20 protein-coding genes are annotated in these 22469 nt (G+C 73.4%); 11 read left to right on the top strand and 9 right to left on the bottom strand.

All coding sequences use genetic code 11. The features are described 5' to 3' along the window. Nucleotides 1–2: 2 nt before the first annotated feature. From ITX44_RS15200 to ITX44_RS15185, 4 genes are all read left to right on the top strand, one after another. Nucleotides 3–968 (top strand): alpha-ketoacid dehydrogenase subunit beta, encoded by a 966-nt coding sequence (locus ITX44_RS15200; RefSeq protein ID WP_372440928.1) that lies wholly within the window; start codon nucleotides 3–5, stop codon nucleotides 966–968. 19 nt (nucleotides 969–987) lie between these two features. Continuing rightward, entirely contained in the window at nucleotides 988–2487 is a 1500-nt protein-coding gene (locus tag ITX44_RS15195; RefSeq protein ID WP_205357913.1) for a dihydrolipoamide acetyltransferase family protein, read from the top strand. Between the two features lie 149 nt (nucleotides 2488–2636). Further along, nucleotides 2637–3500 (top strand): LLM class F420-dependent oxidoreductase, encoded by an 864-nt coding sequence (locus ITX44_RS15190; RefSeq protein ID WP_205357741.1) that lies wholly within the window; start codon nucleotides 2637–2639, stop codon nucleotides 3498–3500. An 89-nt stretch (nucleotides 3501–3589) separates the two neighbouring features. After that, nucleotides 3590–3784, top strand: a complete 195-nt coding sequence (locus ITX44_RS15185) for a hypothetical protein (protein ID WP_205357740.1) — start codon at nucleotides 3590–3592, stop codon at nucleotides 3782–3784. 70 nt (nucleotides 3785–3854) lie between these two features. Here the strand turns inward: ITX44_RS15185 and ITX44_RS15180 are convergent, their stop codons facing one another. Next, nucleotides 3855–4277, bottom strand: a complete 423-nt coding sequence (locus ITX44_RS15180; RefSeq protein ID WP_205357739.1) for an SHOCT domain-containing protein — start codon at nucleotides 4275–4277, stop codon at nucleotides 3855–3857. A gap of 376 nt (nucleotides 4278–4653) precedes the next feature. Here ITX44_RS15180 and ITX44_RS15175 point away from each other — a divergent pair, with 376 nt between their 5' ends. Further along, nucleotides 4654–6123, top strand: coding sequence for a DUF2252 domain-containing protein (locus ITX44_RS15175; protein ID WP_205357738.1), 1470 nt, complete (start codon nucleotides 4654–4656; stop codon nucleotides 6121–6123). Nucleotides 6124–6142: 19 nt separating this feature from the next. Here ITX44_RS15175 and ITX44_RS15170 read toward each other — a convergent pair whose 3' ends face one another. After that, the gene (locus tag ITX44_RS15170; protein ID WP_205357737.1) at nucleotides 6143–7549 is read right to left on the bottom strand and encodes a chloride channel protein; all 1407 of its coding nucleotides are present in this window, start codon (nucleotides 7547–7549) and stop codon (nucleotides 6143–6145) included. Between the two features lie 220 nt (nucleotides 7550–7769). Between ITX44_RS15170 and ITX44_RS15165 the strand changes: the two genes are divergently transcribed. The 4 genes from ITX44_RS15165 to ITX44_RS15150 all read left to right on the top strand — a co-directional run bounded on the left by ITX44_RS15165 (nucleotide 7770) and on the right by ITX44_RS15150 (nucleotide 11395). Then, nucleotides 7770–8420, top strand: coding sequence for a class I SAM-dependent methyltransferase (locus ITX44_RS15165; RefSeq protein WP_205357736.1), 651 nt, complete (start codon nucleotides 7770–7772; stop codon nucleotides 8418–8420). 130 nt (nucleotides 8421–8550) lie between these two features. Then, nucleotides 8551–10116 carry an AbeC-like domain-containing protein gene (locus ITX44_RS15160; RefSeq protein WP_205357735.1) on the top strand — a complete coding sequence of 522 codons (1566 nt, stop codon included), beginning with the start codon at nucleotides 8551–8553 and terminating at the stop codon, nucleotides 10114–10116. Nucleotides 10117–10200: 84 nt separating this feature from the next. Continuing rightward, nucleotides 10201–10572, top strand: coding sequence for a hypothetical protein (locus tag ITX44_RS15155; RefSeq protein ID WP_205357734.1), 372 nt, complete (start codon nucleotides 10201–10203; stop codon nucleotides 10570–10572). A gap of 121 nt (nucleotides 10573–10693) precedes the next feature. Beyond that, entirely contained in the window at nucleotides 10694–11395 is a 702-nt protein-coding gene (locus tag ITX44_RS15150; protein ID WP_205357733.1) for a hypothetical protein, read from the top strand. Nucleotides 11396–11455: 60 nt separating this feature from the next. Here ITX44_RS15150 and ITX44_RS15145 read toward each other — a convergent pair whose 3' ends face one another. Beyond that, nucleotides 11456–13318: a glycoside hydrolase family 76 protein gene (locus ITX44_RS15145; protein ID WP_205357732.1), complete on the bottom strand. Its 1863-nt coding sequence runs from the start codon at nucleotides 13316–13318 to the stop codon at nucleotides 11456–11458. 502 nt (nucleotides 13319–13820) lie between these two features. Between ITX44_RS15145 and ITX44_RS15140 the strand changes: the two genes are divergently transcribed. Together ITX44_RS15140 and ITX44_RS15135 are read left to right on the top strand one after the other, a co-directional pair. Then, nucleotides 13821–14510: a GntR family transcriptional regulator gene (locus ITX44_RS15140; RefSeq protein WP_205357731.1), complete on the top strand. Its 690-nt coding sequence runs from the start codon at nucleotides 13821–13823 to the stop codon at nucleotides 14508–14510. Further along, nucleotides 14507–15820 (top strand): MFS transporter, encoded by a 1314-nt coding sequence (locus ITX44_RS15135; protein ID WP_205357730.1) that lies wholly within the window; start codon nucleotides 14507–14509, stop codon nucleotides 15818–15820. Before ITX44_RS15140 ends, ITX44_RS15135 begins: the two co-directional genes overlap by 4 nt. A gap of 90 nt (nucleotides 15821–15910) precedes the next feature. Here ITX44_RS15135 and ITX44_RS15130 read toward each other — a convergent pair whose 3' ends face one another. The 6 genes from ITX44_RS15130 to ITX44_RS15105 form a co-directional block, all read right to left on the bottom strand. Further along, nucleotides 15911–17620, bottom strand: coding sequence for a cytochrome P450 (locus ITX44_RS15130; protein ID WP_205357729.1), 1710 nt, complete (start codon nucleotides 17618–17620; stop codon nucleotides 15911–15913). Beyond that, nucleotides 17617–18312: a GTP-binding protein gene (locus tag ITX44_RS15125; protein ID WP_372440919.1), complete on the bottom strand. Its 696-nt coding sequence runs from the start codon at nucleotides 18310–18312 to the stop codon at nucleotides 17617–17619. Before ITX44_RS15125 ends, ITX44_RS15130 begins: the two co-directional genes overlap by 4 nt. Continuing rightward, entirely contained in the window at nucleotides 18293–18658 is a 366-nt protein-coding gene (locus ITX44_RS15120) for a DUF742 domain-containing protein (RefSeq protein WP_205357728.1), read from the bottom strand. Before ITX44_RS15120 ends, ITX44_RS15125 begins: the two co-directional genes overlap by 20 nt. Next, nucleotides 18655–19110, bottom strand: coding sequence for a roadblock/LC7 domain-containing protein (locus ITX44_RS15115; protein ID WP_205357727.1), 456 nt, complete (start codon nucleotides 19108–19110; stop codon nucleotides 18655–18657). The genes ITX44_RS15120 and ITX44_RS15115 overlap by 4 nt, the downstream gene beginning before the upstream one ends. Before the next feature lie 12 nt (nucleotides 19111–19122). Then, nucleotides 19123–21231, bottom strand: a complete 2109-nt coding sequence (locus ITX44_RS40985; RefSeq protein WP_236060628.1) for a sensor histidine kinase — start codon at nucleotides 21229–21231, stop codon at nucleotides 19123–19125. A 381-nt stretch (nucleotides 21232–21612) separates the two neighbouring features. Continuing rightward, the gene (locus ITX44_RS15105; protein ID WP_205357726.1) at nucleotides 21613–22440 is read right to left on the bottom strand and encodes a maleylpyruvate isomerase family mycothiol-dependent enzyme; all 828 of its coding nucleotides are present in this window, start codon (nucleotides 22438–22440) and stop codon (nucleotides 21613–21615) included. Between the last annotated feature and the right edge of the window lie 29 nt (nucleotides 22441–22469).

Raw genomic sequence — 22469 nt, 5'->3', positions numbered from 1 at the left:
CGATGCCGATCGCCAAGGCGCTCAACGAGTCGCTGCGCAAGGCCCTGGACGACGACCCGAAAGTGCTGGTCATGGGCGAGGACGTCGGCAAGCTCGGCGGTGTCTTCCGGATCACCGACGGCCTGCAGAAGGACTTCGGCGAGAGCCGGGTGATCGACACCCCGCTGGCCGAGTCCGGCATCATCGGCACCGCGATCGGCCTGGCGCTGCGCGGCTACCGGCCGGTGACCGAGATCCAGTTCGACGGCTTCGTGTTCCCCGCCTACGACCAGATCGTCACGCAGCTGGCCAAGATGCACGCCCGCGCGCTCGGCAAGATCAAGCTGCCCGTGGTGATCCGCATCCCCTACGGCGGCGGCATCGGTGCGGTGGAGCACCACAGCGAGTCCCCCGAGGCGCTGTTCGCGCACGTGGCGGGGCTGAAGATCGTCTCGCCGTCGAACGCCAACGACGCCTACTGGATGCTCCAGCAGGCCATCCAGTGCGACGATCCGGTGATCTTCTTCGAGCCCAAGCGGCGCTACTGGGACAAGGGCGAGGTCGACGTGGCCGCCGTCCCGGGCGACCTGCACAAGGCGGTGGTGGCCCGGCCGGGCACCGACCTGACGCTGGCCGCGTACGGGCCGATGGTCAAGGTGTGCCTGGAGGCCGCCGCGGTGGCCGCCGAGGAGGGCCGCAGCCTCGAGGTGGTCGACCTGCGGTCGCTCTCGCCGATCGACTTCGACACCGTGCAGGCCTCGGTGGAGCGCACCGGGCGGCTGGTGGTGGTGCACGAGGCGCCGGTCTTCTACGGTGCCGGCGGCGAGATCGCCGCCCGGATCACCGAGCGCAGCTTCTACCACCTGGAGGCGCCGGTACTGCGCGTGGGCGGCTTCCACGCGCCCTACCCGCCGGCCCGCCTGGAGGAGGAGTACCTGCCGGGGCTGGACCGGGTGCTCGACGCCGTCGACCGCGCGCTGGCGTTCTGAGGAGAGGGTTGTGACGACCATGACCGCACAGGCGGGGCGCCTTCGCGAATTCCGGATGCCGGACGTCGGGGAGGGCCTGACCGAGGCGGAGATCCTCAAGTGGTACGTGTCCGTCGGCGACCATGTCACCGACGGGCAGGTGGTCTGCGAGGTGGAGACGGCGAAGGCCGCCGTGGAACTGCCCATTCCGTACGACGGGGTGGTCAGCGAGATCCGCTTCGAGGAGGGCGCCACGGTCGACGTGGGCACGCCGATCATCGTGGTGGACGCGGGAGGCGGGGCCGAGGAGGCCGCGCCCGCCGCGCCCGCGCCGTCCGGTGAGGCCGCCGCGCAGCCCGCTCCTTCCGGTGAACCGGAGAAGGGCGGCCGGCAGGCCGTGCTGGTCGGGTACGGGGTCGCGCCCGCGGCCACCGCGCGCCGGCCGCGCAAGCAGCAGCAACCGCCGTCCGACCAGGTCAACGGTCACGCCGCGGCGCCCGCTGCCGCGGCCGCACCGGCGCCCGCTCCGGTCCAGGTGCCCGCTCCCGCGCCCGCCCCGGCCGTACCGCCACCGCACACCGGTGACCGCCCGCTCGCCAAGCCGCCGGTGCGCAAGCTCGCCAAGGACCTGGGCATCGACCTGGCCACCGTGGTGCCCACCGGGCCCGGCGGTGTGGTGACCCGGGAGGACATCCGGGCCGCCGCGGCGCCGCCGGCCCCGCTGCCGCCGGTCACCGAGCGGGCTGCGGCACCCGCACCCGCCGCGCCCGCTCCCGGCGTCGCGGGAGCGGCCGGGGCCCGGCCGCAGGAGGCCGCCGGCACCCGGGAGGCGTGGCAGGCCCGCGAGACCCGGATCCCGGTCAAGGGGGTGCGCAAGGCCACCGCCGCGGCGATGGTCAACAGCGCCTTCACCGCGCCGCACGTCACAGAGTTCGTGACCTTCGACATGACCCGGACGATGAAGCTGGTGCGGGAACTCAAGGAGGACCCGGAGTTCGCCGGGCTGCGGGTGAGTCCGCTGCTGCTGGTCGCCAAGGCGCTGCTGGTGTCGGTGCGGCGGCACCCCGAGGTCAACGCGTCCTGGGACGAGGCCGCTCAGGAGATCGTGCGCAAGTCGTACGTCAACCTGGGCATCGCCGCGGCCACCCCGCGCGGCCTGCTCGTCCCGAACATCAAGGACGCGCAGGACAAGACGCTGCCCGAACTGGCCGCCGCGCTGAGCGAGCTGGTCGGCACGGCCCGCGAGGGCAAGACCTCGCCGGCCGCGATGCAGGGCGGCACCATCACCATCACCAATGTCGGCGTCTTCGGCGTCGACACCGGCACGCCCATCCTCAACCCCGGTGAGTCCGCGATCCTCGCCTTCGGCGCGGTCAAGGAGCAGCCGTGGGTGCACAAGGGCAAGGTGAAGCCGCGCTGGGTCACCACCCTGGCCCTGTCCTTCGATCACCGCCTGGTCGACGGCGAACTCGGCTCCAAGGTGCTGGCGGACGTGGCGGCCGTGCTGGAACAGCCCCGGCGGCTGATGACCTGGGTCTAGGCCGTTCCCGTACCCCGGTTTCTCTGCGGCAGCCACCGGCGACGGGCCCGGACGCGTACGTGTCCGGGCCCTCGCCTTCCCGCGTCGCCGTGTCCGTTCTGATACGTTGACGGCCGGTTCAGCCCTGTTGTGGCAGGAGGCGGGTGCGGGTGACGGACGACCTGAAGGCCGCGGTCGGGCGGTACGGGATCTGGAACCGGCAGTTGCGCTCGGAGGAGCCGGAACTGCGCGAGCAGATCCCGGAGGCCGCCGCCGAACTGCAGGAACTCGGCTTCACCACGGTCTGGCTCGGCTCCGGACCGGGCGTCGAGCACGCCAAGCCGCTGCTGGAGGCCACCACCCGGCTTGCCGTGGCCACCGGCATCCTCACCATCTGGCAGTACCCGGCCGCGGAGGTCGCCGAGCGCGCCGCCGCGCTGGAACACGCCCACCCGGGGCGGTTCCTCCTGGGCCTGGGCGTCGGCCACCCCCAGTTCATCGAGGAGTACCGGTCGCCGTACGCCGCCATGGTCGGCTACCTCGACGCGCTGGACGCGGCCGGGCAGCCGGCCGGACGCCGGGTGCTGGCCGCGCTCGGCCCGCGGATGCTGGGGCTGGCCCGGGACCGGGCCGCGGGCGCGCATCCGTACCTGGTGACCACCGGCCACACCGCCCGGGCCCGCGAGGCGCTCGGCCCGGACGCGCTGCTCGCACCCGAACTCGGGGTGGTCCTGGAGAGCGCCCCGGCGCGGGCCCGCACCATGGCCCGCGCGGCCCTCGCGCCGTACCTCAAACTGTCCAACTATCTGGCGAACTTCCGCACCTTCGGGTTCGGCGACGACGACTTCGCGGACGGCGGCAGCGACGGACTGGTCGACGCGGTCTATGCCTGGGGGTCCGACGAGCGGATCCGCGAACGGATCGACGCGTATCTGGCGGCCGGCGCGGACCATGTCGCCGTCCAGGTGATCACCGCCACGCCGTCCGTGCTGCCGCGCGAGGAGTGGCGCCGGCTGGCCGCGTTGCTGGACTGAGCGCGGGCGGACCCGGGACACACGGGTCCGGGTCATCCTTTCGTGTGCGGTTCCCCCACTTCCGTGGTGGAATGTGCTGCCATCACCGTATGGTCATCTCTGTCTCCGTCGTCCTGCTGCTGGCGCTGCTGGCCATGATGCTCATGCGGAATCACGCGCTGAAGCCCAGTCATGCCGTGCTGTGCGTCCTGCTCGGCTTCTGCCTGGCCTCCACCAGCCTGGCGCCCACCATTCACTCCACCCTGGTGTCCGCCGCCGACCTGGTCTCCACGCTGCGGCCATGACGGACATCTCTGACGGGCCGTCGGGCAGCGCGGGACCCGGCCGGCGGGCGGTTCCAGGTCGGTGTCCGGGTCAGTGCAGGATGCGCTCCTTCGCGCGCTGGAACTCCTCCTCGGAGAGGTCGCCCTTGGACCTCATCTCCCCGAGGCGGGCCAGTTCGTCGACGTGGGACCCGCCACCGGCCCCGGTCCCGGCGGTCCTGCGGATGTAGTCGTCGAAGGCCCGTTGCTGCGCCTCGGCGGACCGGTGCTCGCGGATCCCCATCCCGGTCCCGCGCACGGCCACGTACACCAGCACGCCCACGAACGGCAGGAACAGCACGAACAGCAGCCACCCGGTCTTCGCCGCGCCGCTCATCCGGTCGTCCCGGAAGATGTCCACGACGATCCGGAACAGCAGGAAGATCCACAACACCCACAGAAAGACCCACAACGCGGTCAGGAAGACCCCGAGGACCGGATAGTCGTAGGCCAGATTCACCGTGTTCCCGCCCATCGTCTGCCTCCTGTCGACGCGGCCGGTCTTGGATGTCTCGCCCGCCCCCTGTTCCCGCGTCCCCCATTCCGCGGCTTTACCGCGCCCTTTGTCGCGGCGTAATTCCGCCGCCCCCGGCGCGCTGCCTCCATTGTCCCCGCCCGCCGCGAAAACGCCCTGTTCAGCTCGGTCCGACCGGTCAATGGCCCTTCAACGGCGCAGGGCACGCAGCACATTCACATTTGAGCACGCACGCCCGGATCCCGCATTCCGGGCGTCCGCCGCGCACGGCCGAATTCCGCGGAAATGCAGGTGGGCGCGGCCGGTGGCAGGCTGGTCACAACGGTGCATTCGGCGGGGTGGCGGGTCGCGGCCGGCCCGCGGAGAGGAGCCAGCCATGACCACCGCGCGGATACGCCCCGACGAGGCCGAGCACGCCGCCGCCCGCAGGAGCACCCCCGCGGACGGGGACCGGCGGCCGCCGTACCGTACCCCCGCCGAGCGGGCCGGACTGGGCCGGGCCGCGCGCAAGGCGGCGCCGCGGTCCAGCCACGCCGAATTCCCGGCCGACCCGCGGCGGCCGGACCCGGTGGACGTGGTGGAGCAGCAGTCGGCGGACCGGCTGCCCGAGCTGGTGCCGATCCGCTACGGGCGGATGACCGAGTCGCCGTTCCGCTTCTACCGTGGCGCGGCGGCGATCATGGCGATGGACCTGGCCGCCACCCCGAAGACCGGCCTGCGGGCCCAGTTGTGCGGTGACGCGCACCTGCTCAACTTCCGGCTCCTGGCCTCCCCCGAGCGGCAACTGGTCTTCGACATCAACGACTTCGACGAGACGCTGCGCGGCCCCTGGGAGTGGGACGTCAAACGCCTGGCCGCCAGCCTGGTGATCGCCGCCCGCGCCAACGGCTTCGACGACAAGGAGCGGGCCGGCATCGTACGGGCGGGGGTGCGCGCGTACCGGGAGGCGATGCGCGCCTTCGCCGCGATGACCGACCTCGACGTCTGGTACGTGCACTTCGACGAGGCGTGGATCGGTGAACGGCTGCCGCAGCGGGTGGCCGCGCGGGGCCGCAAGCAGTGGCGGCGGGCCGCGGCCCAGGCCCGCGGGCGCGACAATGTGCAGGCGTTCGAGAAGCTGACCCGGATCGAGGACGGCCGGCGCCGGATCGCGCCCGACCCGCCGCTGGTCACCCCGCTCACCGACCTGCTGCCCGACGTGCAGCGGGCGATGCTGGAGGACCAGATCCGCCGGCTCGTCGAGGCGTACGGCGGCACCCTCCAGTCCGACCGGCGGTTCCTGCTCGAGCGCTACCGGGTGGCCGACGTGGCCCGCAAGGTCGTCGGCGTCGGCAGCGTCGGCACCCGCTGCTGGATCGTGCTGCTGCTCGGCAAGGACGAGGGCGACCCGCTGCTGCTCCAGGCCAAGGAGGCCGGGCCGTCCGTGCTCACCCCCTACGCCGGGGCCGGCGGGCACCGCACCGAGGGCGAGCGGGTGGTCTCCGGGCAGCGGCTGATGCAGGCGACCAGCGACATCTTCCTCGGCTGGGAGCGGGCCGAGGGCATCGACGGCCGCCGCCGCGACTTCTATGTGCGCCAGTTGCGCGACTGGAAGGGCATCGCCCAGCCCGAACTGATGGTGCCCGCCGGCATGAGCGCCTTCGCCGAGCTGTGCGGCGCCACCCTGGCCCGCGCCCACGCCCGGTCCGGGGACCGCATCGCCATCGCGGCCTACCTCGGCGGCGGCGACGTCTTCGACCGAGCCCTGGCGGAATTCGCCGAGGCGTACGCCGATCGCAACGAGAAGGACCACCGGGCGCTGGTGGACGCGGTCCGGTCGGGGCGGGTGGAGGCGCAGGAGGCGTAGGGCTTCAGCGGGGTCAGGGTCAGGGGCCGGGTCGGGCTCCGGCTCCGGCTCCGGTTTCGCGGGCGCGGGCGCGGGCGCGGGCGGGCGGCCGGAGCAGGACCGTGACCACGTAACTGACCACCACCGCGACGATCACCAGCGGCATCACGGTCAGGCCCTGCTTGCCCAGCAGCAGCGTGGCCAGCAGGACCGAGGTGAGGGGCAGCCGGAGCATGGCCGCGCTCATCGCGCCGACACCGGCCGCGAAGGCGGCGACCAGGGTCAGGCCGGGCAGGTGCGAGAGCAGGATGCCGCCGGTGGCGCCGGTGAACATCGCCGGGAAGATCGGCCCGCCCCGGAAGGCGCTCAGCGAACCGCAGTAGGCGAGCCCCTTGCAGGTCAGCAGCAGGGCGAGGGCGCCCACCGAGTAGCCGGCCTGATCGCTGAGCAGCGGGCCGAGCGCGGTCTGCCCGGAGTAGAGCACATCGCTGGCCGGCTTGCCGCTGCCCTGCGCGTACGCCGCCGCGAGTCCCGCGATCGCGAGGCCGATCAGCACGGTCAGTACGAGCCGGCGCCGCTCGACCCGCCCTTTCAGCCGCAGCGCCGCCCGGGAGATGCCCGCGGCCAGCAGCGCGGCGGCCACCCCGATCAGCAGCGTCCAGCCGAATTCGGCCGCCGTCGGGCTGTGCGCCTGCGGCACGTCCGGCAGCGTGAGGCTGTACGTGCCCAGGCCCGTCCAGGAGCCGATCCCGACGAAGATCAGCGCGCCGATCCCGGACGCCAGCAGCCCCGGCACCAGCAGCGGGCCGACCATCCCCCCGGCCACCCCCGACGCCTCCATCAGCAGGAAGGCGCCCAGCAGCGGCGAGCCCAGCAGCGAACTCACCGCGGCGAAGCTGCCCGCCGCGCCGACCAGTGCGTACGCGTTCTCCGGCAGCCCCCGCCGCAGCAGCCGCAAGCCCCCGGCCGCGACCCCGCTGCCCAGCGCCAGCAGCGGCGCCTCCGGGCCCAGCACCGCCCCGAACGCCAGCGTCGCCATCGCCGCCAGGAACACCCCGGGCAGCGCCTTCGGTGCCATCGGGCCCCGGCCCGCCGCGAAGCCCGCGGTCGGCTCGTGCCCGCCCCCGCCCGGCAGCCACAGCACCACCGCCGCGACCAGCACCGCTCCCACCACCAGCAGCGGCACCGGCCACCACAGCGGGGTCCCGTTCAGCCCCAGCCCCTTCGGCAGGTCCTTGTACAGCAGCGGCTGCAGTTTCTCTTCGAGGGCAAGGAAGCCGAAGGCCAGGGCGGAGACCGGGACGCCGATCAGGGCGCAGACGATCAGGAGGACGGCGTACTCGCGGGTGCGGACGACATCGGGGCCGGGGGTGTCACCCTGCGGGTGGGCGCTCGTGCCGGGGCGGGCCCTGTCGCCGGGCGCGGCTCCTTCCTCCGCGGAAGCCATGGTTGCCGCCTCCCCGCGCCCTCCGGTTCGCCGCGCCTTCGTCGTTCGTCCTGCGCCCGACTGAAGCACTCGCCTGCGGCCGGCCCGGCTCCCGACACGGCGTCGTCCCCTCGTACGGGCCACCGCGCGCGGCCCGATGGCGCAATGGGGCGCTTTCCGGTGGCCGGCCCCTACAGGGCGTCCGGCGGGGACTGTCGGTGGGAGGTCATAGCGTGGGGGCATGACTGAGGCGGGGTTTCTGGCGGGCACGCGGGCGGCGTACGACACCATGGCGGAGCCGTACGCCGAGCGGTATTGGGGGGAGTTGGCGAGGAAGCCGCTGGAGCGGGCCATGCTCGGGGTGTTCGCCGAGGGGGTGCGGGACGGGGGCGGCGGGACCGTGGTGGAGGTGGGGAGCGGGCCGGGGCGGGTGACCGCGTATCTGGCGGGGCTCGGGGTCGACGTGTACGGGGTGGATCTCTCGCCGCGGATGGTCGCCCTCGCGCGGGCCGGGCATCCGGGGCTGCGGTTCGAGGAGGGGTCCATGACCGCGCTCGACGTCCCCGACGGGTCGCTGGCGGGGGTCGTGGCCTCGTACTCGATCATTCACATACCCGATGCCGAACTGCCGGACGTCTTCGGTGAGTTCCGGCGGGTGCTCGCGCCCGGCGGCAAGGTGCTGCTGATCTTCCAGACCGGGGACGGCAGGCCCTTCCGCCGGACCGAGGCGTTCGGGCACACCGTCGCCCTGGACTACTACTGGCGCCGGCCCGAGACCGTCGCCGAACTGCTCGCCGGGGCCGGGCTGGCCGTGGACGTCACGCTGCGGCGCGAGGCGCACGAGGGGGAGATGGCTGCGCGGGGCGCCCTGCTGGCTCACAGAGCGGAGTGAGCCGGGTCACATGTGTGACGCCGTGCGATCAGGTCATAACAACTTGGTATCGGCCGGAAAACCGGACAATCCATCGGCTTGCGGGCGTGGTGAACTGGACAATAGGCGGAAATCCGCACATGGGGGGATCATGAGCGAGTTGACGGCATGTGCCGCGTGCGGTGCGGCGAGCGCACCGGACGCGGTGTTCTGCGGGAACTGCGGTGCGGCCCTGGCGTTGCCGGGCCGGCCCACCAAGCCGGCCCCGGTGGTCGTGCCGTCGGCCGTCGGGCACATGCCCGAGCGGCCCTCGGCCCCGCCGCGCTGGGGCGCCGGCCACGACCTCACCCGGTATCTGTGCGCCGCCGCGTATCTGGACCGCGACTACGCCACCTCGCTCGTCGGGCAGGTCGCCGCCGAGCCGCACCTGGGCGTCGCCCCGGCCCCGGCCTGCGACGTCCCCGTCGTGCTGCGGCACGCCTACCTCGCCAACGTCCGCCGCAACTACCGCGACCTCGTCCTGGCCGCGTTATTGGTGCTGGCGTTCATCTTCATCTTCCAGGGGATGGTGATCGGCGTCCTGCTGTCGCTGTTCTTCTCCTGGGTGACCGTGCTGTCCTTCGAGCTGTCCACCCGGTACGGGCGGCACCTGCAGAGCCTGCGCCCCGACCGGTTCGACCCCTCGACCGTGCCCCCGGCGACCAACGAGGCCGCCGAGGCCCGCATCCGTCAGGTCGGCGACTACGCGGCCGGCAACGTCACGGTCTACAGCGGCTACTCCCCCTTCATCGGCTACGGCACCCAACTGGAGTCCTGGTCCTTCGCGCTGGACCTCACCAGGCCCGGCAGCTCGGGGGAGCCGCCCGGGGAGTTCGACGTGCAGGACCTGTACGAGCACGTGCTGCGGCGCCTGCGCACCCTCGCCGTGCCCGGCCTGGAGATCGAGGAGCGGGTCTTCGTCGACGGCTCGGCCATCATCGACGACCAGCGCTTCCTGCCCGACGCGTTCCGGCGGCCGGTGACCGGCATACCGCAGGACTGGGTGGACGACCTCAAGCGCGCACCCGAGGACCGGGCCCGCACCTACCTGGCCGTCCACTCCACCGGCTGGAACGGCGAACTGGTCAGCTCGCTCTTCCTGCGCTTCGCCCGCTCGGACTCCAACCTGCTGGTGGAGGGCGTGCACACGGTGCTGTGCCCGCTGCTCGACCGGTACCGGATCATCGACACCCTCATGCCGAGCCCCGGACTGCGCGACGTCGCCCAGATCTTCTCCCAGGCGTCCGCGAGCACCTTCTTCGTCCTGCTGGCGTCGCCCGCGCGGGCCGTGCAGGCGTTCTTCGCCGAATGGCGCACCCGGCGCGCGGTCCGGCGGCAGAACAAGCGGATCCGGCAGCTGCGCGTCTTCGACTACGGCGCCCGGATCAGCGTGCGGCAGCAGGCGTCCGACACCGCGTACCACCGCTACTTCCAGAAGCTCGACCGCAGCATGGCCGTCAAGGTGTGCGAGCGGCGGGCGCTCGACGCACTGGTGGAGTTCGCCGAGGCGCGGCACATCGACGTCGGCGACCTCGTCCAGCGCCAGCAGGTCATCGTCAACAACGGCATCATCGCCCAGGGCGGATCGAAGGTGGAGGGCAGCTCGGTCGCCTCGGGCGACAACGCAAGCGCGTTCACCCGGATCCTGAACAAGATCCCGCTGGTGAACACGGACTGACGGAGCGCCGGCCGACATTCCGGCCGGCGTACTCACCGAAGGACCGACCGCCGCACCGCCGACAACGGCTCAGGGGGAACCGACATGGACAGCAACAGCGGCATCAGCGCCACCGGTGGCTCGAACGTCTCGGGCAACGCCGTGGCCAGCGGCCGCGGGTCGAAGGCCGAGGTACGCGTCGACGGGCCGCTGCGGTCCGCGGCCGAGCAGCGCACCTCGCCGCAGGAGATCAGCGCCCTGCTGGCCCGGATGACCGGCGAACTCGCGCGCTCAGGGCACCCGGAGCGCGCCGAACTCGTCACCGAGATCGAGGCCGCCCGCGACGAACTGGCCGCCCCCAGCCCGCGGACCGGCCGGCTGCGGCGGTTCGCCGCCGGGCTCAGCTCCGCGATGGAGGACTTCGCCCCGCTGGCGGCGCTGGCGGCGACGATCGAACAGGCCATCCGCGGCCTGTGACGCAGCCGGACGTACGCGCACCCGCCCGGCGGCTGCGTGTACGTACCCGCACGTATGTGTCCGCACCTGTCCGAACCCGCGCTCATCCCGTACCCATTCGCATCGCCGGACGGAGCAGGCAGTGTCCCACTGCACCTACTGCGGCGCCCCCTTCGCGGACGCCCACACCCGCTTCTGCACCCGCTGCGGCCAGCCGCGCGTGGACGAGCCAGGGCTGCACCAGCCCGGTTACCTCACCGTGGGGTCGACGGCGCTGCCCGTATGGCTGCTGGCCCTGGTGGTGGTGCTGCTCGCCGGGGGCGGCACCGCCGCGTATTTCCTCGCCTCGTCCTCCGGGCACGGACATTCCAGCGCCTCGTCACCGGCACCGGACGAATCGCAGCCGAGCGACCCCGCGGGCGGGGCGTTACCGGGCGACAGCCCGAGCGACACCCCGACCGACACGGACGTGTTCACCGACACGCCCACCGACACCTTCACGGACACGCCGACGGACACCCCGGCCACCACCGACACCACCACCGCGCCCACCGATCCGGCCGACGTGGTGCGGGCGTACTACGACGACATCAACGCCCAGGACTTCCAGGCAGCCTGGGACCTCGGCGGCCGGAACATCGGCGGGTCCTCCTACAGCGCCTGGGTCGACGGCTTCTCCACCACGCAGGACGTCCGGGTGGACGCCACCGACGACCCCTCGTCCTCGGATCTGGTCGACGTCTCGGTGACCGCCGACCAGACCGACGGCACGGTGAAGAACTTCAGCGGTACGTACACGGTGACCGACGGCATGATCGTCGACGCCAGCATCCACCTGGACTGACGCCTGGACTGACGCCTGGACTGACGCCTGGACCGAGCGGAGGACGCGGTCAGGACGTGGTCAGGGCGCGGCCAGCAGCGCGCTCAGCGCCGACGCCTGGGTGCGCCAGTCGACGGGGTTGGGCCCGCTCTGGCCGCCGGACCAGCGCTCGCCGAGGCGGTTGAGGGAGTCGCGGTCGGTGGACCACAGGGTGTTGGCCTGAGTGGCGGCGAAGGAGCCGTACGCGTTGCCCGTCGCCGAGTTCAGGTCCTGGAGGTAGCGCATGAAGACGCCCTTGAACTGCTTGCCGTTGTCGTCGCAGGACGCCGTGGCGGTGTCGCAGGACTCGGTGAGGACGCCGCCGCTGACCAGGGCGGGAGAGGCGACCGCGGCGTCGGCCAGCCGGCGGGCGGTGGACAGGGCGGAGGAGTCGCCGGTGGCCCGCCAGACCTCGACCGCCGCGCCGATCGCCAGCCCCTGGTTGTAGGACCACACGGTCTGGCCGTTGTTGGCGCAGCCCGATGTGAGCCCGTCGTTGACCAGCCCGGCCGAATTGATCAGGCCGCTGCCCAGGTACCAGTGCCAGGCGGTGGTGGCCCGGCCGAGCCACAGGGTGTCGCCCGCGATCCGGTTGTGCAGCGCCGCCGTGATCCGCACGTACAGGCCGTTGGTCACCGCGTTCTTGTACGTGCGCTCGCGGTCCCACCACACCCCGCCGCCGCAACTGCCCGTGTCCCACAGCCCGTTCACGTAATTGGCTATGGTCACCGCCTCGTTGAGGTACGTGGTGTCGTGCGTGAGGTCGTACGCGTCGATCCAGGCCAGCGCCCACCACTCGGCGTCGTCGGTGGCGCGGCTGATGAAGTCGCCCTCGATCGGGTCGGAGCTGCGGGCCCCGGCCGGGAAGGAGCCGCGGTTGACCTGGTAGGTGCGCGAGACCACCCAGGCGTAGCGGGTGTCGCCGGTCTGCCGCATGTAGTCGATCACGGTGGCCAGGGCGACGGCGGAGTTCCACCAGCTCGACGGCCAGTACGCGGTGTTGGGGTCGTAGGAGTACATCAGCGCGTCGGCGGCGGCCGCGGGGCGCGAGCCGGCCGGACGGGCCCAGGCGGTGCAACTGCCGTTCTGGCCCTCGACGGCCCGGCCGCAGGCGCGCACCGCCCCGCCGTACAGCAGGCCGAGCGTGTCGTCGGTGTTGTACTTGGCGGTCCGCACCCCGGTGGCGCCCGCGGGCACGGACGTCCGGCCCTTGGAGGAGCCGTCCGGCCAGCTCGCGCCGCTGTTCCAGGAACGGTCGAGCCACACCTCGTCGCCCGCCTTGCCGGCCGACAGCGCGGCCCAGGCCATGCCCGAGGTGTCCATGTGCAGGGCGATGGTGCGGCCGTTCAGCGTGGTGGCCGGGAGGGGCTGCGCGTCGCCGGTGCCGACGGACGGGTCGAGCCCGTCGCAGTGGGCGGCGCACACGTCCAGGTGGGCCCACTGGGTGCAGGAGACGCCTCCCGCGTCGCCGCAGGCCCGCAGCACCGCGCGGCGGTGGTTCGTGGGGTCGTACAGGTTGTACATGAGGGTCCGGGTGCCGGTCCACGTCGAGGGGATCCACGCCTTGCCGAGCAGGCCGTCCCAGGTGGCGCCGCCGTCCCAGGAACGGTCCAGCCACACCGAGTCGTTGAGCTGCCCGTTGTCGATGCTCGCCCACGCCATGCCGTCCGGGTCGGTGACGTGCAGCTCGACCACCCGGCCGTTGACGGTGATGTTCGGCACCGGGAAGGTCTCGTGCGTCGCCAGCGACGGGTCGCGGGTGTCGCAGTACAGCGCGCACACCGTGGTCGTGGCCGCCGGCCCGGGCGGGCTCGCGGCGGCCGAGGCCGCGGCCGGCCCGGCGGGCCACGCCGCGAGCAGCGCGGTCACCAGGGCGGTGACCAGCAACACCGGTAAAAGTCGCATCGTGCGTTGGGACATCATGGTCAACCACCCCTGGCCGATGGGCTCTTGACGCCGATCGCGCGGTCGCGCGCGGCATTGGTGTGGGCGCGCCACCATTGAGACACCGTTGTCATGTCCCGTCAAGAAGGCGGGTGGTGCCAGGGACGCTGACCAGCGGCGTTCGGCGTCGGTGCGGGTTTTCGGGGGCGCTGGGCGGCAGGGGCCGGCTCCGGCGCGGCGGTGTCGCCGGGCCACGACGGCCGGCGGGGTGGCGACCAGGCCGGCACCTGTCCTTGTCCCCCGCCCGCCCGGCGCGGACCGGGTTCGCACCGGTGCCCGCCCCCGGCCGCCCCAGCGCGGACGCGGCCCGTACCGGCGCCCGCCCCGCGCCCCTGCCGGCTCCGCCCCGACCCCGCCCCGACCCCCTGTGCCCCCTACTGCCTCAGCTCGCCCCCGACCGCCCCGTCCGTATCGCGGACCACCCGTACCTCCGCATCCATGTTGTATCTAAGATGTGCGCATCATGGATGCCGTCGCCGAGAGAGCCGCCGCTGTCGTGTCCGAGGCCGCCGTCAAAGCACCGCCCGCCGCCGAGCGGGTCTATTCGCATGTCAAGAGCGGAGTGCTGGACCGCCGTTACGAGGGCGGGACGCTGCTCACCGAAGGGGATCTGGCCGACGCGGTCGGGGTCTCGCGCACTCCCGTGCGCGAGGCGCTGCTGCGGCTGGAGGCCGAGGGGCTGCTGAAGCTGTACCCGAAGAAGGGCGCGCTCGTGCTGCCGGTGTCGGCGCAGGAGATCGCCGACGTCGTGGAGACCCGGCTGCTGGTCGAACGGCACGCGGTGGCCAAGGTGGTGGGCGCGGTGCCGGCCGGGCTGATCGCGCGGCTGGAGGACTCCCTCGCCGAGCAGCGCGAGCTCGCGGCCAGCGGCGATCTGGCGGCCTTCGCGGCCGCCGACCGCGGCTTCCACGCCGAGATCGTCCGCGCCGCCGGCAACCGCATCCTCGCGCACCTCTACGACCAGTTGCGCGACCGGCAGTTGCGGATGGGCGTGGCCACCATGCACGCCGAGCCCAGCCGGGTGGCGCTGACCGTCGCCGAGCACACCGAGATCCTGGACGCGCTGCGGGCCGGCGCCGCCGAGGAGGCCGAATCCGTGGTGGAACAGCACATCTCCCGGGTCAAGGTGCTGCTCGCCGGAAGCGCGTCGTGACCGGCAGGCCCCTGCCGGGCGACCCACCGGGCGGCCGGCGCGCCGCCCTCGTCTGGGGGGTCGGCACCCTCGTCTACTTCGTCGCGGTGATCCACCGCACCAGCCTCGGCGTGGCCGGCATCGACGCGGCCGACCGCTTCCACATCGGTGCCTCGGCGCTGTCCAGCTTCTCCATCCTCCAGGTGCTGGTGTACGCGGGCATGCAGATACCCGTCGGCCTGATGGTCGACCGGCTCGGCACCAAGAAGGTGCTGATGCTGGGAGCGGTGCTGTTCACCGCCGGGCAGTCGGCGTTCGCGCTGTCCCACTCGTACGGCATGGCGCTCGGCGCCCGGGCGGTGCTCGGCTGCGGCGACGCGATGACGTTCGTCAGCGTGCTGCGGCTCGGCTCGCGCTGGTTCCCGGCCCGGCGCGGCCCGCTCATCGCGCAGTGCGCCGCGCTGTTCGGGGTCGCGGGCAACCTGGTGTCCACGGTGGCGCTGTCCCGGCTGCTGCACACGGCCGGCTGGACCCCGACCTTCCTGGGCACCGCGATCGGCGGCGCGGCCGTCCTGGTCCTGGTCGCGCTCTTCCTCAAGGACCACCCGGACGGTTACGAGGCCCCGCCCGCGCACCATGCCGGGCTCGCCTTCGTCCGCCGCCAGATCGCCGACGCCTGGCGCGAGCCCGGCACCCGGCTGGGCATGTGGACGCACTTCACCACCCAGTTCTCCGGGATGGTGTTCCTGCTGCTGTGGGGACTGCCGTACCTGGTGGAGGCCCAGGGGATGTCGCGCGGCGCGGCCGGCGGCCTGCTCACCCTGGTCGTGGTGGCCAACATGGTGTTCGGCATGGTCTTCGGCCAGCTCATCGCGCGCCACCACGGGCTGCGGATGCCGCTGACCCTCGGGGTGATCGCGGCCACCGCGGTGGCCTGGGCGGCGGTGCTGGCCTGGCCCGGCCGGCACGACCCGCTGTGGCTGCTGATCCTGCTGTGCGTCGTGCTCGGCGCCTGCGGCCCCGGCTCGATGATCGGCTTCGACTTCGCCCGCCCGGCCAATCCGCCGGAACGATTCGGCACGGCCTCCGGCATCGTCAACATCGGCGGCTTCACCGCCTCCATGATCACCCTGTTCGCGATCGGCGTCCTGCTCGACGCCACCGGCGACAACTACCGCGTCGCCTGGAGCACCGTGTTCGTCCTCCAGGCGGTGGGCACCTGGCAGATCCTGCGGCTGCGCCGCCGCGCCGAACGCCTGGAGCGCGACCGGATAGCGGTCAGCCGGGTCGAGAGCGTCCACCGCACCCCGACCGCCCGCGTCCCGGAGTGACGCAGCGAGTGACACAGCCGGCGCGGACCCACGTACCACCTGGCCCCCGGCCGTACGCCGCCGCGTACGGCCGCCGGGCACCCGCGGCACTCACACCGGGGTGAACTCCACCGGCAGTGCCGCCGGGCCGCGCAGCCACAGCGAGGGGCGCGGGCGGACCTCGCTGTCGGGGACGGACAGGTGCAGGTCCGGGAGGCGGTCGAGCAGCACCTCGATGGCCGCCTTGGCGGTGATCTCGGCGATCTCCGGGGCGGGCGCGGGGCAGCGGTGCTCGCCGTGGCCGAAGGACAGATGGGCCTGGTTGGCGACCGCGCCGGGCGCCGCGGCCGACGCCTGGGACAGACCCGGTGCCGCGTACGGGCACACCGCCGGGTCGGTGTTGGCCGCGGCAAGCCCGAGGACCAGGCAGTCGCCTTGTCGCACCAGCCGGCCGCCGAGCTGGGTGTCGCGGGTCGCCCAGCGGCCGATGACCAGTTGGGCGGGCGTCTCGGTCCACAGCACCTCGGTGAGCGCCTGCCCGACGCTGCGCCGCCCGCCGGACAGCGTGACCGCGAACCGGTCGTCGGTGAGCATCAGCCGCAGCGCGTTGCCTATCCACTGGGCGGTGAGCTGCTGGCCGATCGTCACCAGGGCCAGCAGGTCCTGGACGATCTGCTCCTCGTCCAAAGTGGCCGGGTGGGCCAGCAGCCGGGCCGGGATCTCCGGGCCGGGCCGCCGCCGGGCCCGCTCCAGCAGCACCTCCATGGTGTTGCGGGTACGGGCGCAGGCCGCCGCCGCTTCCGGGCCGTCGTCGAAGGACAGCGCCACGTCGGTGGCCAGCTCCGCCGTCTCGTCCTCGTGCAGGCCCAGCAGGGCGGCCATCACCCGCAGCGGCACCTGTCCGGCGTAGTCCGCGACCAGTTCGGCCCGGCCGGCGCCGGCGAACCAGTCGATGGCGGCGTCCGCCGCGCGCTCGGCGGCCAGCCGCAGCTCGAACTGGTCGGCCCCGGCCAGCACATCGGCGATCGCGCCGGCCCGCCGCCGGTGGGCGTCGCCCTCGGTGAACAGCACCGAGGAGTTGTGCGCGACCTGGGGGAGCAGCGGCCAGCTCTGCGGGACCCGGTGCCAGGAGTGCCAGCGCCGCGAATCGCGCCCGAACAGGCCGGGGTTGGCCAGCACGTAGTGCACCTCGCGGTAGCCGAGCACCAGCCAGGCCGGCAGGTCGCCCTCGAGCAGCACCGGCGCGACCGTGCCGTGCATCAGGCGCAGCGCGCCGAAGTATCCGGCCGGATTGTCGTGCAGCGCGGGCACGTCGAGCCGGGTGGGGACGAGCTGCGGTTCGGTGCCCCAGGGGCTGGACCCGGTGCCGTAGGAGAAGCCGGGCTCCGCGCCCGGCACGGGTCCGGACGGGGCCGGGGAGCCGGGCCGGGGCTCGTAGGGACCGGGCGTCCCGGGGGAGCCCTCCGTCCCGGGGCGCCCTTCGTAGCCGCCGCCCCCCGGCCCGGACCAGGAGCCGGGTGCCGCACCCGGGTCCGTACGCGGCTCCCAGGGTGCGCCGATCTGCGGCGGCGGCACCGGCTGGAGGCCCGGCGCCGGCGCGGGCGGTGCGGGGGAGGGCGGGGGCGGGGTCGGCCGGGCCGCGGGCTGCGGGTCCCAGCCGGCGCCCGGCTGCGGGACCGCGTCCTGCTGTCGCACCTGATACGCCGGGCGGGCCGCGTACGGCTGCTGCTCCGGCTCCTCGCGGGCCGCAGCCGGGTACTCCGGGAGCGGCGGCCGGCCGGCCGCGTCCGGGCGGTCCGGGAAGTCCTGGTACGACGTCACCGCAGCGTCTCCCGGTCCGTGGCGAAGGTCAGCAGGTGATCGACCAGGGTGACCAGCACGCGCTTGGCCGAGTGCCGCTTGCGGGCGTCGCAGTCGACCAGGGGAATGCCGGGCGGCAGCGCCAGGGCGTCGCGCAGCTCCTCCAGCGAGTGCCCCGGCGGCCCGAAGTTGTTGCGGGCCACGATGAACGGCACACCCAGGTGCTCCAGCCGGTCGATCGCGTACCAGGAGTCGGTGATTCGCCGGGTGTCGACCAGGACGACCGCGCCCATGGTGCCGGAGAACAGCCGGTCCCACAGGAACCAGAACCGCTCCTGCCCGGGTGCGCCGAACACGTACAGCACCCGCTCCTCGTCCAGCGTGATCCGGCCGAAGTCGAAGGCCACGGTGGTACGGAACTTGGTGCCGGCGCCGCTGGTCGCGGGGTCGTCGATGCCGACGCCCGCGCTGGACATGGTCTCCTCGGTGGACAGCGGCGGGATCTCGCTGATCGCCCCGACCAGGGTGGTCTTGCCCGCCCCGAAGCCGCCCACCACGGCGATCTTCAGCCCGTCGGCGGCCGTCTGACGCAGCGGCGGTCCGGGGTTCGGCGGCCACCCGGGGCCCGGCGGCCGTCCGGCGGGACCGGGCCGGCCCGCGCCGCCCGCCCACGGACCGGGGTCCGCCGGCAGGTCAGAGGTTCTGGAGTGCACGCAGTACCTTCTTCAGGGTTTCGGCCGGCGGCAGCAGTTCGGCGCCGGGGGCGGCGGACCTCGGGTGCCGGGCGCTGATCCGGCCGGCCGCCAGCAGGTCGGCCAGCAGGATCTTGACCACGCCCACCGGCAGTCCGAGGTGGGAGGACAGCTCCACCAGCGAGGTGGGGTGCCGTCCGCACAGCCGCAGGATACGGATGTGCTCGGACTGCATGCCCAGCGCCGGTTCCGCTTCGCCCACCACGATCGTCACCAGGTCGAACGTGGTGTCCTGGGTCCGGCTGCGGCCACCGGTGACGGTGTAGAGCCGGTCCGGCACCCCGCTGTCCACCGGCCGGCGGGTCATACCGCCAGCTTCCCGCCCGGACCGGACGGCGCCTCGGCGGCCTCGGCGCGAGTCCGCAGCCGCGGGTCGGCGCGCAGCCGGCCGGCCATGTGCTCGGCCAGCTCGTTCATGCGCTGCCCGATCAGCCCGGCGTCCGCGTCCTCCTCGCCGATCACCGCCAGGTGCGCGCCCTCGCCGACCTCGACGATGAACAGCACCCCGCCGTGGAACTCGGTCATCGACTGCCGCACCCCGCCGGTGCCGTCGCCGAACTCCATCGAGGCGCCGTGCGCGAGCGACTGGATGCCGGAGGCTATGGCGGCCAATTGGTCGCCGCGGTCCGCCGAAAGGCCGGGCGACAGGCTCAGCTTGAGCCCGTCCCGGGACAGCAGCAGTGCGTGCCGCGCGCCCGGCGTCCTGGCCAGCACTTGCTCAAGCAGCCGTTCCAGGCCGCCGTCGGTCGTCGTCGTCATTCGCCCCACCCCTCATCGGTCCCATGCCTCCCCCGCGATCGGTCCCTCCCCCGAGGCCGTGAAGTCGGGGCCCCTGATCGCGCGGGTCTCCCCGCGGGGCTCCGCCGTTTCCGTACCCGCTGTGCTCGGTTCCGTACCGGCCGTGCCCGTCACTCCTGTACCCGCCGTACCCGGTTCCGTATCCGGATCGGCCGGATCAACCCGCTCCGCTTGGCCGTCGGTTCCGGCCGCGCGTGCCCGGTCGGCCGAACGGCCCGCGGCGGCCTCGCGGAAGGCGCTGAACCGCGCCCCGGCGGCGGCCCGGGCCCGGGCCGCCCGGGCCTCCTCCTCGGGCGAGGGATCCAGGAATTCCGCGGCCGGATCGCCCGTCAGGTCGCCGTGCCGGGAGGCGGCCAGCGTCTGGCCCCTCGGGCGCCTGGGCAGCGGCGTGGCGGGGCGGTTGTGCACGGGCTGCTGGTCGTACGCCGTCCCGTCGTACCCGCCGCTCTCGTAGTCGGCCGGGTCGTAGTCGAAGTCGTAACCGGCGCTCGCGTCGTACGTGCTCCCGGCGCTCTCCTGGCCCTGGTACGAGCCTTGGTACGAGCCCTCGTACGGGTCCTGGTACGCGCCCTGGTTCGGGACGGCCCCCTGCGTTCCCTGCGTCCCCTGGTACGGGCCCTGGTACGGCGCGCGCGGCTGCTGCGTGGTCCCGGCCACCGTCCGGCTCGCGGTCGAGGGATCGTGCTGCTCGTCCACCACCGGGATGACGTAGGGCGCGGGCTGCACCGGGGCGCGGGGCGGCGCGGTGGGGCCGCCGGAGACCGGCTCGACCGGGGCCACCGGGTAGCCCTCGGGCGCCTGGGTGACGATCTTCGGCGGGATGAGCACCACCACGCCGGTGCCGCCGCGGGAGGAGGGGCGGAAGGACACCATCAGGCCGTACTTGCGGGCCAGGCAGCCCACCACCGCGAGGCCCAGCCGGTTGCCGGACAGCGACCGCAGGTCCAGCGGCTCGGCCGAGACCAGCTTCTCGGCCCGGGCCAGCGTGGCGTCCGGCATCACCAGGCCGGCGTCCTCGATGGTGATCACGATCCCCGAGTGCGTCTCCTGGACGTACACGTGCACGTCCTCGGTCGGCGGGGAGAAGTTGCAGGCGTTGTCCATGAGTTCGGCCAGCGCGTGCATCACGCCCTCGGCGGCGAACCCGGCGACGGCCGCGGTGGACACCGAGTGCAGCCGGACCCGCTGGTAGGCGTTGATCCGGCCCATGGCGCCGCGCAGCACCGATTCCATCACGATGGGCCTGGTCCAGCGGCGGCCGGTGCGGGCACCGGTGAGCACCGCGATGCTGTCGGCCAGCCGGCCCGCCTGCGCGGTGCAGTGGTCCAGGTGCAGCAGGTCGCCGAGCACGTCCTCGCCGTGCCGCTCCTCCATCTCGCGCAGGTCGGCGAGCATCGCGGTGGTCAGCGCCTGCACCCGGCTCGCGGCGTTCGCGCACGCGGTCAGGCCGGCCGCGCGCATCCGCTCGCCGGCGCCGATCTCCCGCACCAGCACGTCCAGCAGCCGCTGGTGGGCCGGGCCGGTCGGCTGGGGCAGCCGGGACAGCACGGTGTCGGCCGAACCGCCGCCGCGCAGCTGCTCCACCGCCAGCGGGATGGTCACGTCGGCCAGCCGTACGGTCTCGCCCTCCAGCGCCGCCGCGCGGGCGGTCTCGGCCTTCAGCGCGGCCCGCAGCGACACCTCGGCCTCGACCGAGGTGCGCCGGCGCACCTCCGCGTCGCGGGACGCGCGCTGGGCCGCCTCCAGTTCGGCCGCCGCCCGCCGGCCCGCGTCGGCGTGCGCCGCGACCGTACGGGCCGCCTCGGCGTGCAACCACTCGGTGCGGTGCCGCAGTTCACGGGACATGCGGCGGTGCGCCAAGGCCAGCGCCAGGGCGACACCGAGCAGCACCGCGGCCAGGCCGCCGGTACCGAGGACGAGCGGCCGGTCGTGCACGGCGGTGGTACGCGTCGCCGCCCACGCGCTCGCCGCACCCGCCGCGACGGTGACGGCCAGCGGCAGGGCGGCGGCCCTGGTGACAGAGGTCTTCCGGCGCGGTGACGGAAGCGGCGCGGGCGCTAACGAGGAGTCCTGGGCTGACATCAATCGGTACCTCTGGCGGGAGGCCGGCAGCCGCCCGCCGTGCCGGGGGTTCCTTGACGTACGAGCTGGGAGTGCTGTGAAGCGGGGGTGCGGGTGGTGCGAGACGTGCCGTGCCGTACCTGATGTGCCTGGCGTGCCGCGTGTACGGTGCTGCGTCGTGCCAGCCGTGCTGTGCCCTGTCCGACCCACCTGACCTGCTGTGACGCGAGGTGCGAACGCCTGTCGCCCACACGGTGTACTCAGCAGTACGGGTGAGTGCACCTCACACTACTCGCCCAGGGCGCAGATCCGGCCGGAATTGACGTCTTTTCCTGTCGGACGGTCACCGGATAATCACAGCCCGTACCATGCCCCCCTGCTCGTGGGCCCGCGCCGCCGCGCCTACCGGGCGACCGCGATGCGGGACAGGATCTCGTCGGCCAGTTTCAGGTCGCCCTCGGTCTTCAGCCGGTCCTCGTCCACCGCGCTGCGCTTGACCCGGCCGGTCATCAGCCGCAGGAAGGTCTCCCAGTCGACCACGAAGGTGACTGCGGGACCCAGCGAGACCGCCGAGTCGATGGTGCCGCGGCCGTCGGCGCCGACCCGGACCGTACGCATGAACTCCAGCGGGCCGTGCACGTCGAACACCACCGCCGAGCCCGGCCCGGCCTGGGCGTCCTCGGCCACCAGCCTGGGCAGCGAGCGCAGCAGGTGGTCCCGGGCCATGACCGCGCCCGCGGACGCGAGGTTGCCCGGCTTGTCCAGCGCCCGGCGCAGGTCCTGCTCGTGCACCCAGACGTCGAACACCCGCGCCCACAACTGGTCCTCGAGGGTGATCTCGCCGCCGCCGATGGCCCGGACCACGGCGTCGGGCTGCCGCGACTCGTTCCGCAACTGCCGGGAGCGGCGGATGATCGTGTACTCCAGTTCGGAGGTCATCTCCGGCGCGGTGTGGTGCCGCCGGATGTCGACCGGGACCTCGGTGTAGCGCGCGTTCTCGTCGACGATGTGCCGCAGGTCGCTGGGGAGGGTGTGGATCGGGCGCGGGTCGCCGAGCAGTTCGCACTCGAAACCGATGATGTGGGAGACGACGTCCCGCACGGACCAGTAGGGGCACTCCGTCGCTCGGGACCACTCCCCCTCGGTCAGCGGAGAAACCATCTCGTTGATGGACTCTATGGAGTGGGTCCAGGCGTCGATGTACGACTGGAGCTTGCTGTGGACGGTCACGGGACCCCTCGACGGATCGGTGCGCGGTC

It is taken from the genome of Actinacidiphila acididurans (assembly GCF_016918855.1).
In the GTDB taxonomy this organism is placed as follows: domain Bacteria; phylum Actinomycetota; class Actinomycetes; order Streptomycetales; family Streptomycetaceae; genus Actinacidiphila; species Actinacidiphila acididurans.
The sequence above is the reverse complement of the archived record's forward strand: the minus strand, read 5'-3'. Positions and strand labels throughout refer to the sequence as shown.

Excerpts from the sequence above, each read along its gene's own strand:
- ITX44_RS40985 (WP_236060628.1), bottom strand. The coding sequence starts at position 21,231 with ATGTCAGCCCAGGACTCCTCGTTAGCGCCCGCGCCGCTTCCGTCACCG.
- ITX44_RS15165 (WP_205357736.1), top strand. The coding sequence starts at position 7,770 with ATGACTGAGGCGGGGTTTCTGGCGGGCACGCGGGCGGCGTACGACACC.
- ITX44_RS15155 (WP_205357734.1), top strand. The coding sequence starts at position 10,201 with ATGGACAGCAACAGCGGCATCAGCGCCACCGGTGGCTCGAACGTCTCG.
- ITX44_RS15120 (WP_205357728.1), bottom strand. The coding sequence starts at position 18,658 with ATGACCCGCCGGCCGGTGGACAGCGGGGTGCCGGACCGGCTCTACACC.
- ITX44_RS15115 (WP_205357727.1), bottom strand. The coding sequence starts at position 19,110 with ATGACGACGACGACCGACGGCGGCCTGGAACGGCTGCTTGAGCAAGTG.
- ITX44_RS15170 (WP_205357737.1), bottom strand. The coding sequence starts at position 7,549 with ATGGCTTCCGCGGAGGAAGGAGCCGCGCCCGGCGACAGGGCCCGCCCC.
- ITX44_RS15185 (WP_205357740.1), top strand. The coding sequence starts at position 3,590 with ATGGTCATCTCTGTCTCCGTCGTCCTGCTGCTGGCGCTGCTGGCCATG.
- ITX44_RS15145 (WP_205357732.1), bottom strand. The coding sequence starts at position 13,318 with ATGCGACTTTTACCGGTGTTGCTGGTCACCGCCCTGGTGACCGCGCTG.
- ITX44_RS15160 (WP_205357735.1), top strand. The coding sequence starts at position 8,551 with ATGAGCGAGTTGACGGCATGTGCCGCGTGCGGTGCGGCGAGCGCACCG.
- ITX44_RS15180 (WP_205357739.1), bottom strand. The coding sequence starts at position 4,277 with ATGGGCGGGAACACGGTGAATCTGGCCTACGACTATCCGGTCCTCGGG.
- ITX44_RS15195 (WP_205357913.1), top strand. The coding sequence starts at position 988 with ATGACCGCACAGGCGGGGCGCCTTCGCGAATTCCGGATGCCGGACGTC.
- ITX44_RS15200 (WP_372440928.1), top strand. The coding sequence starts at position 3 with ATGCCGATCGCCAAGGCGCTCAACGAGTCGCTGCGCAAGGCCCTGGAC.
- ITX44_RS15175 (WP_205357738.1), top strand. The coding sequence starts at position 4,654 with ATGACCACCGCGCGGATACGCCCCGACGAGGCCGAGCACGCCGCCGCC.
- ITX44_RS15140 (WP_205357731.1), top strand. The coding sequence starts at position 13,821 with ATGGATGCCGTCGCCGAGAGAGCCGCCGCTGTCGTGTCCGAGGCCGCC.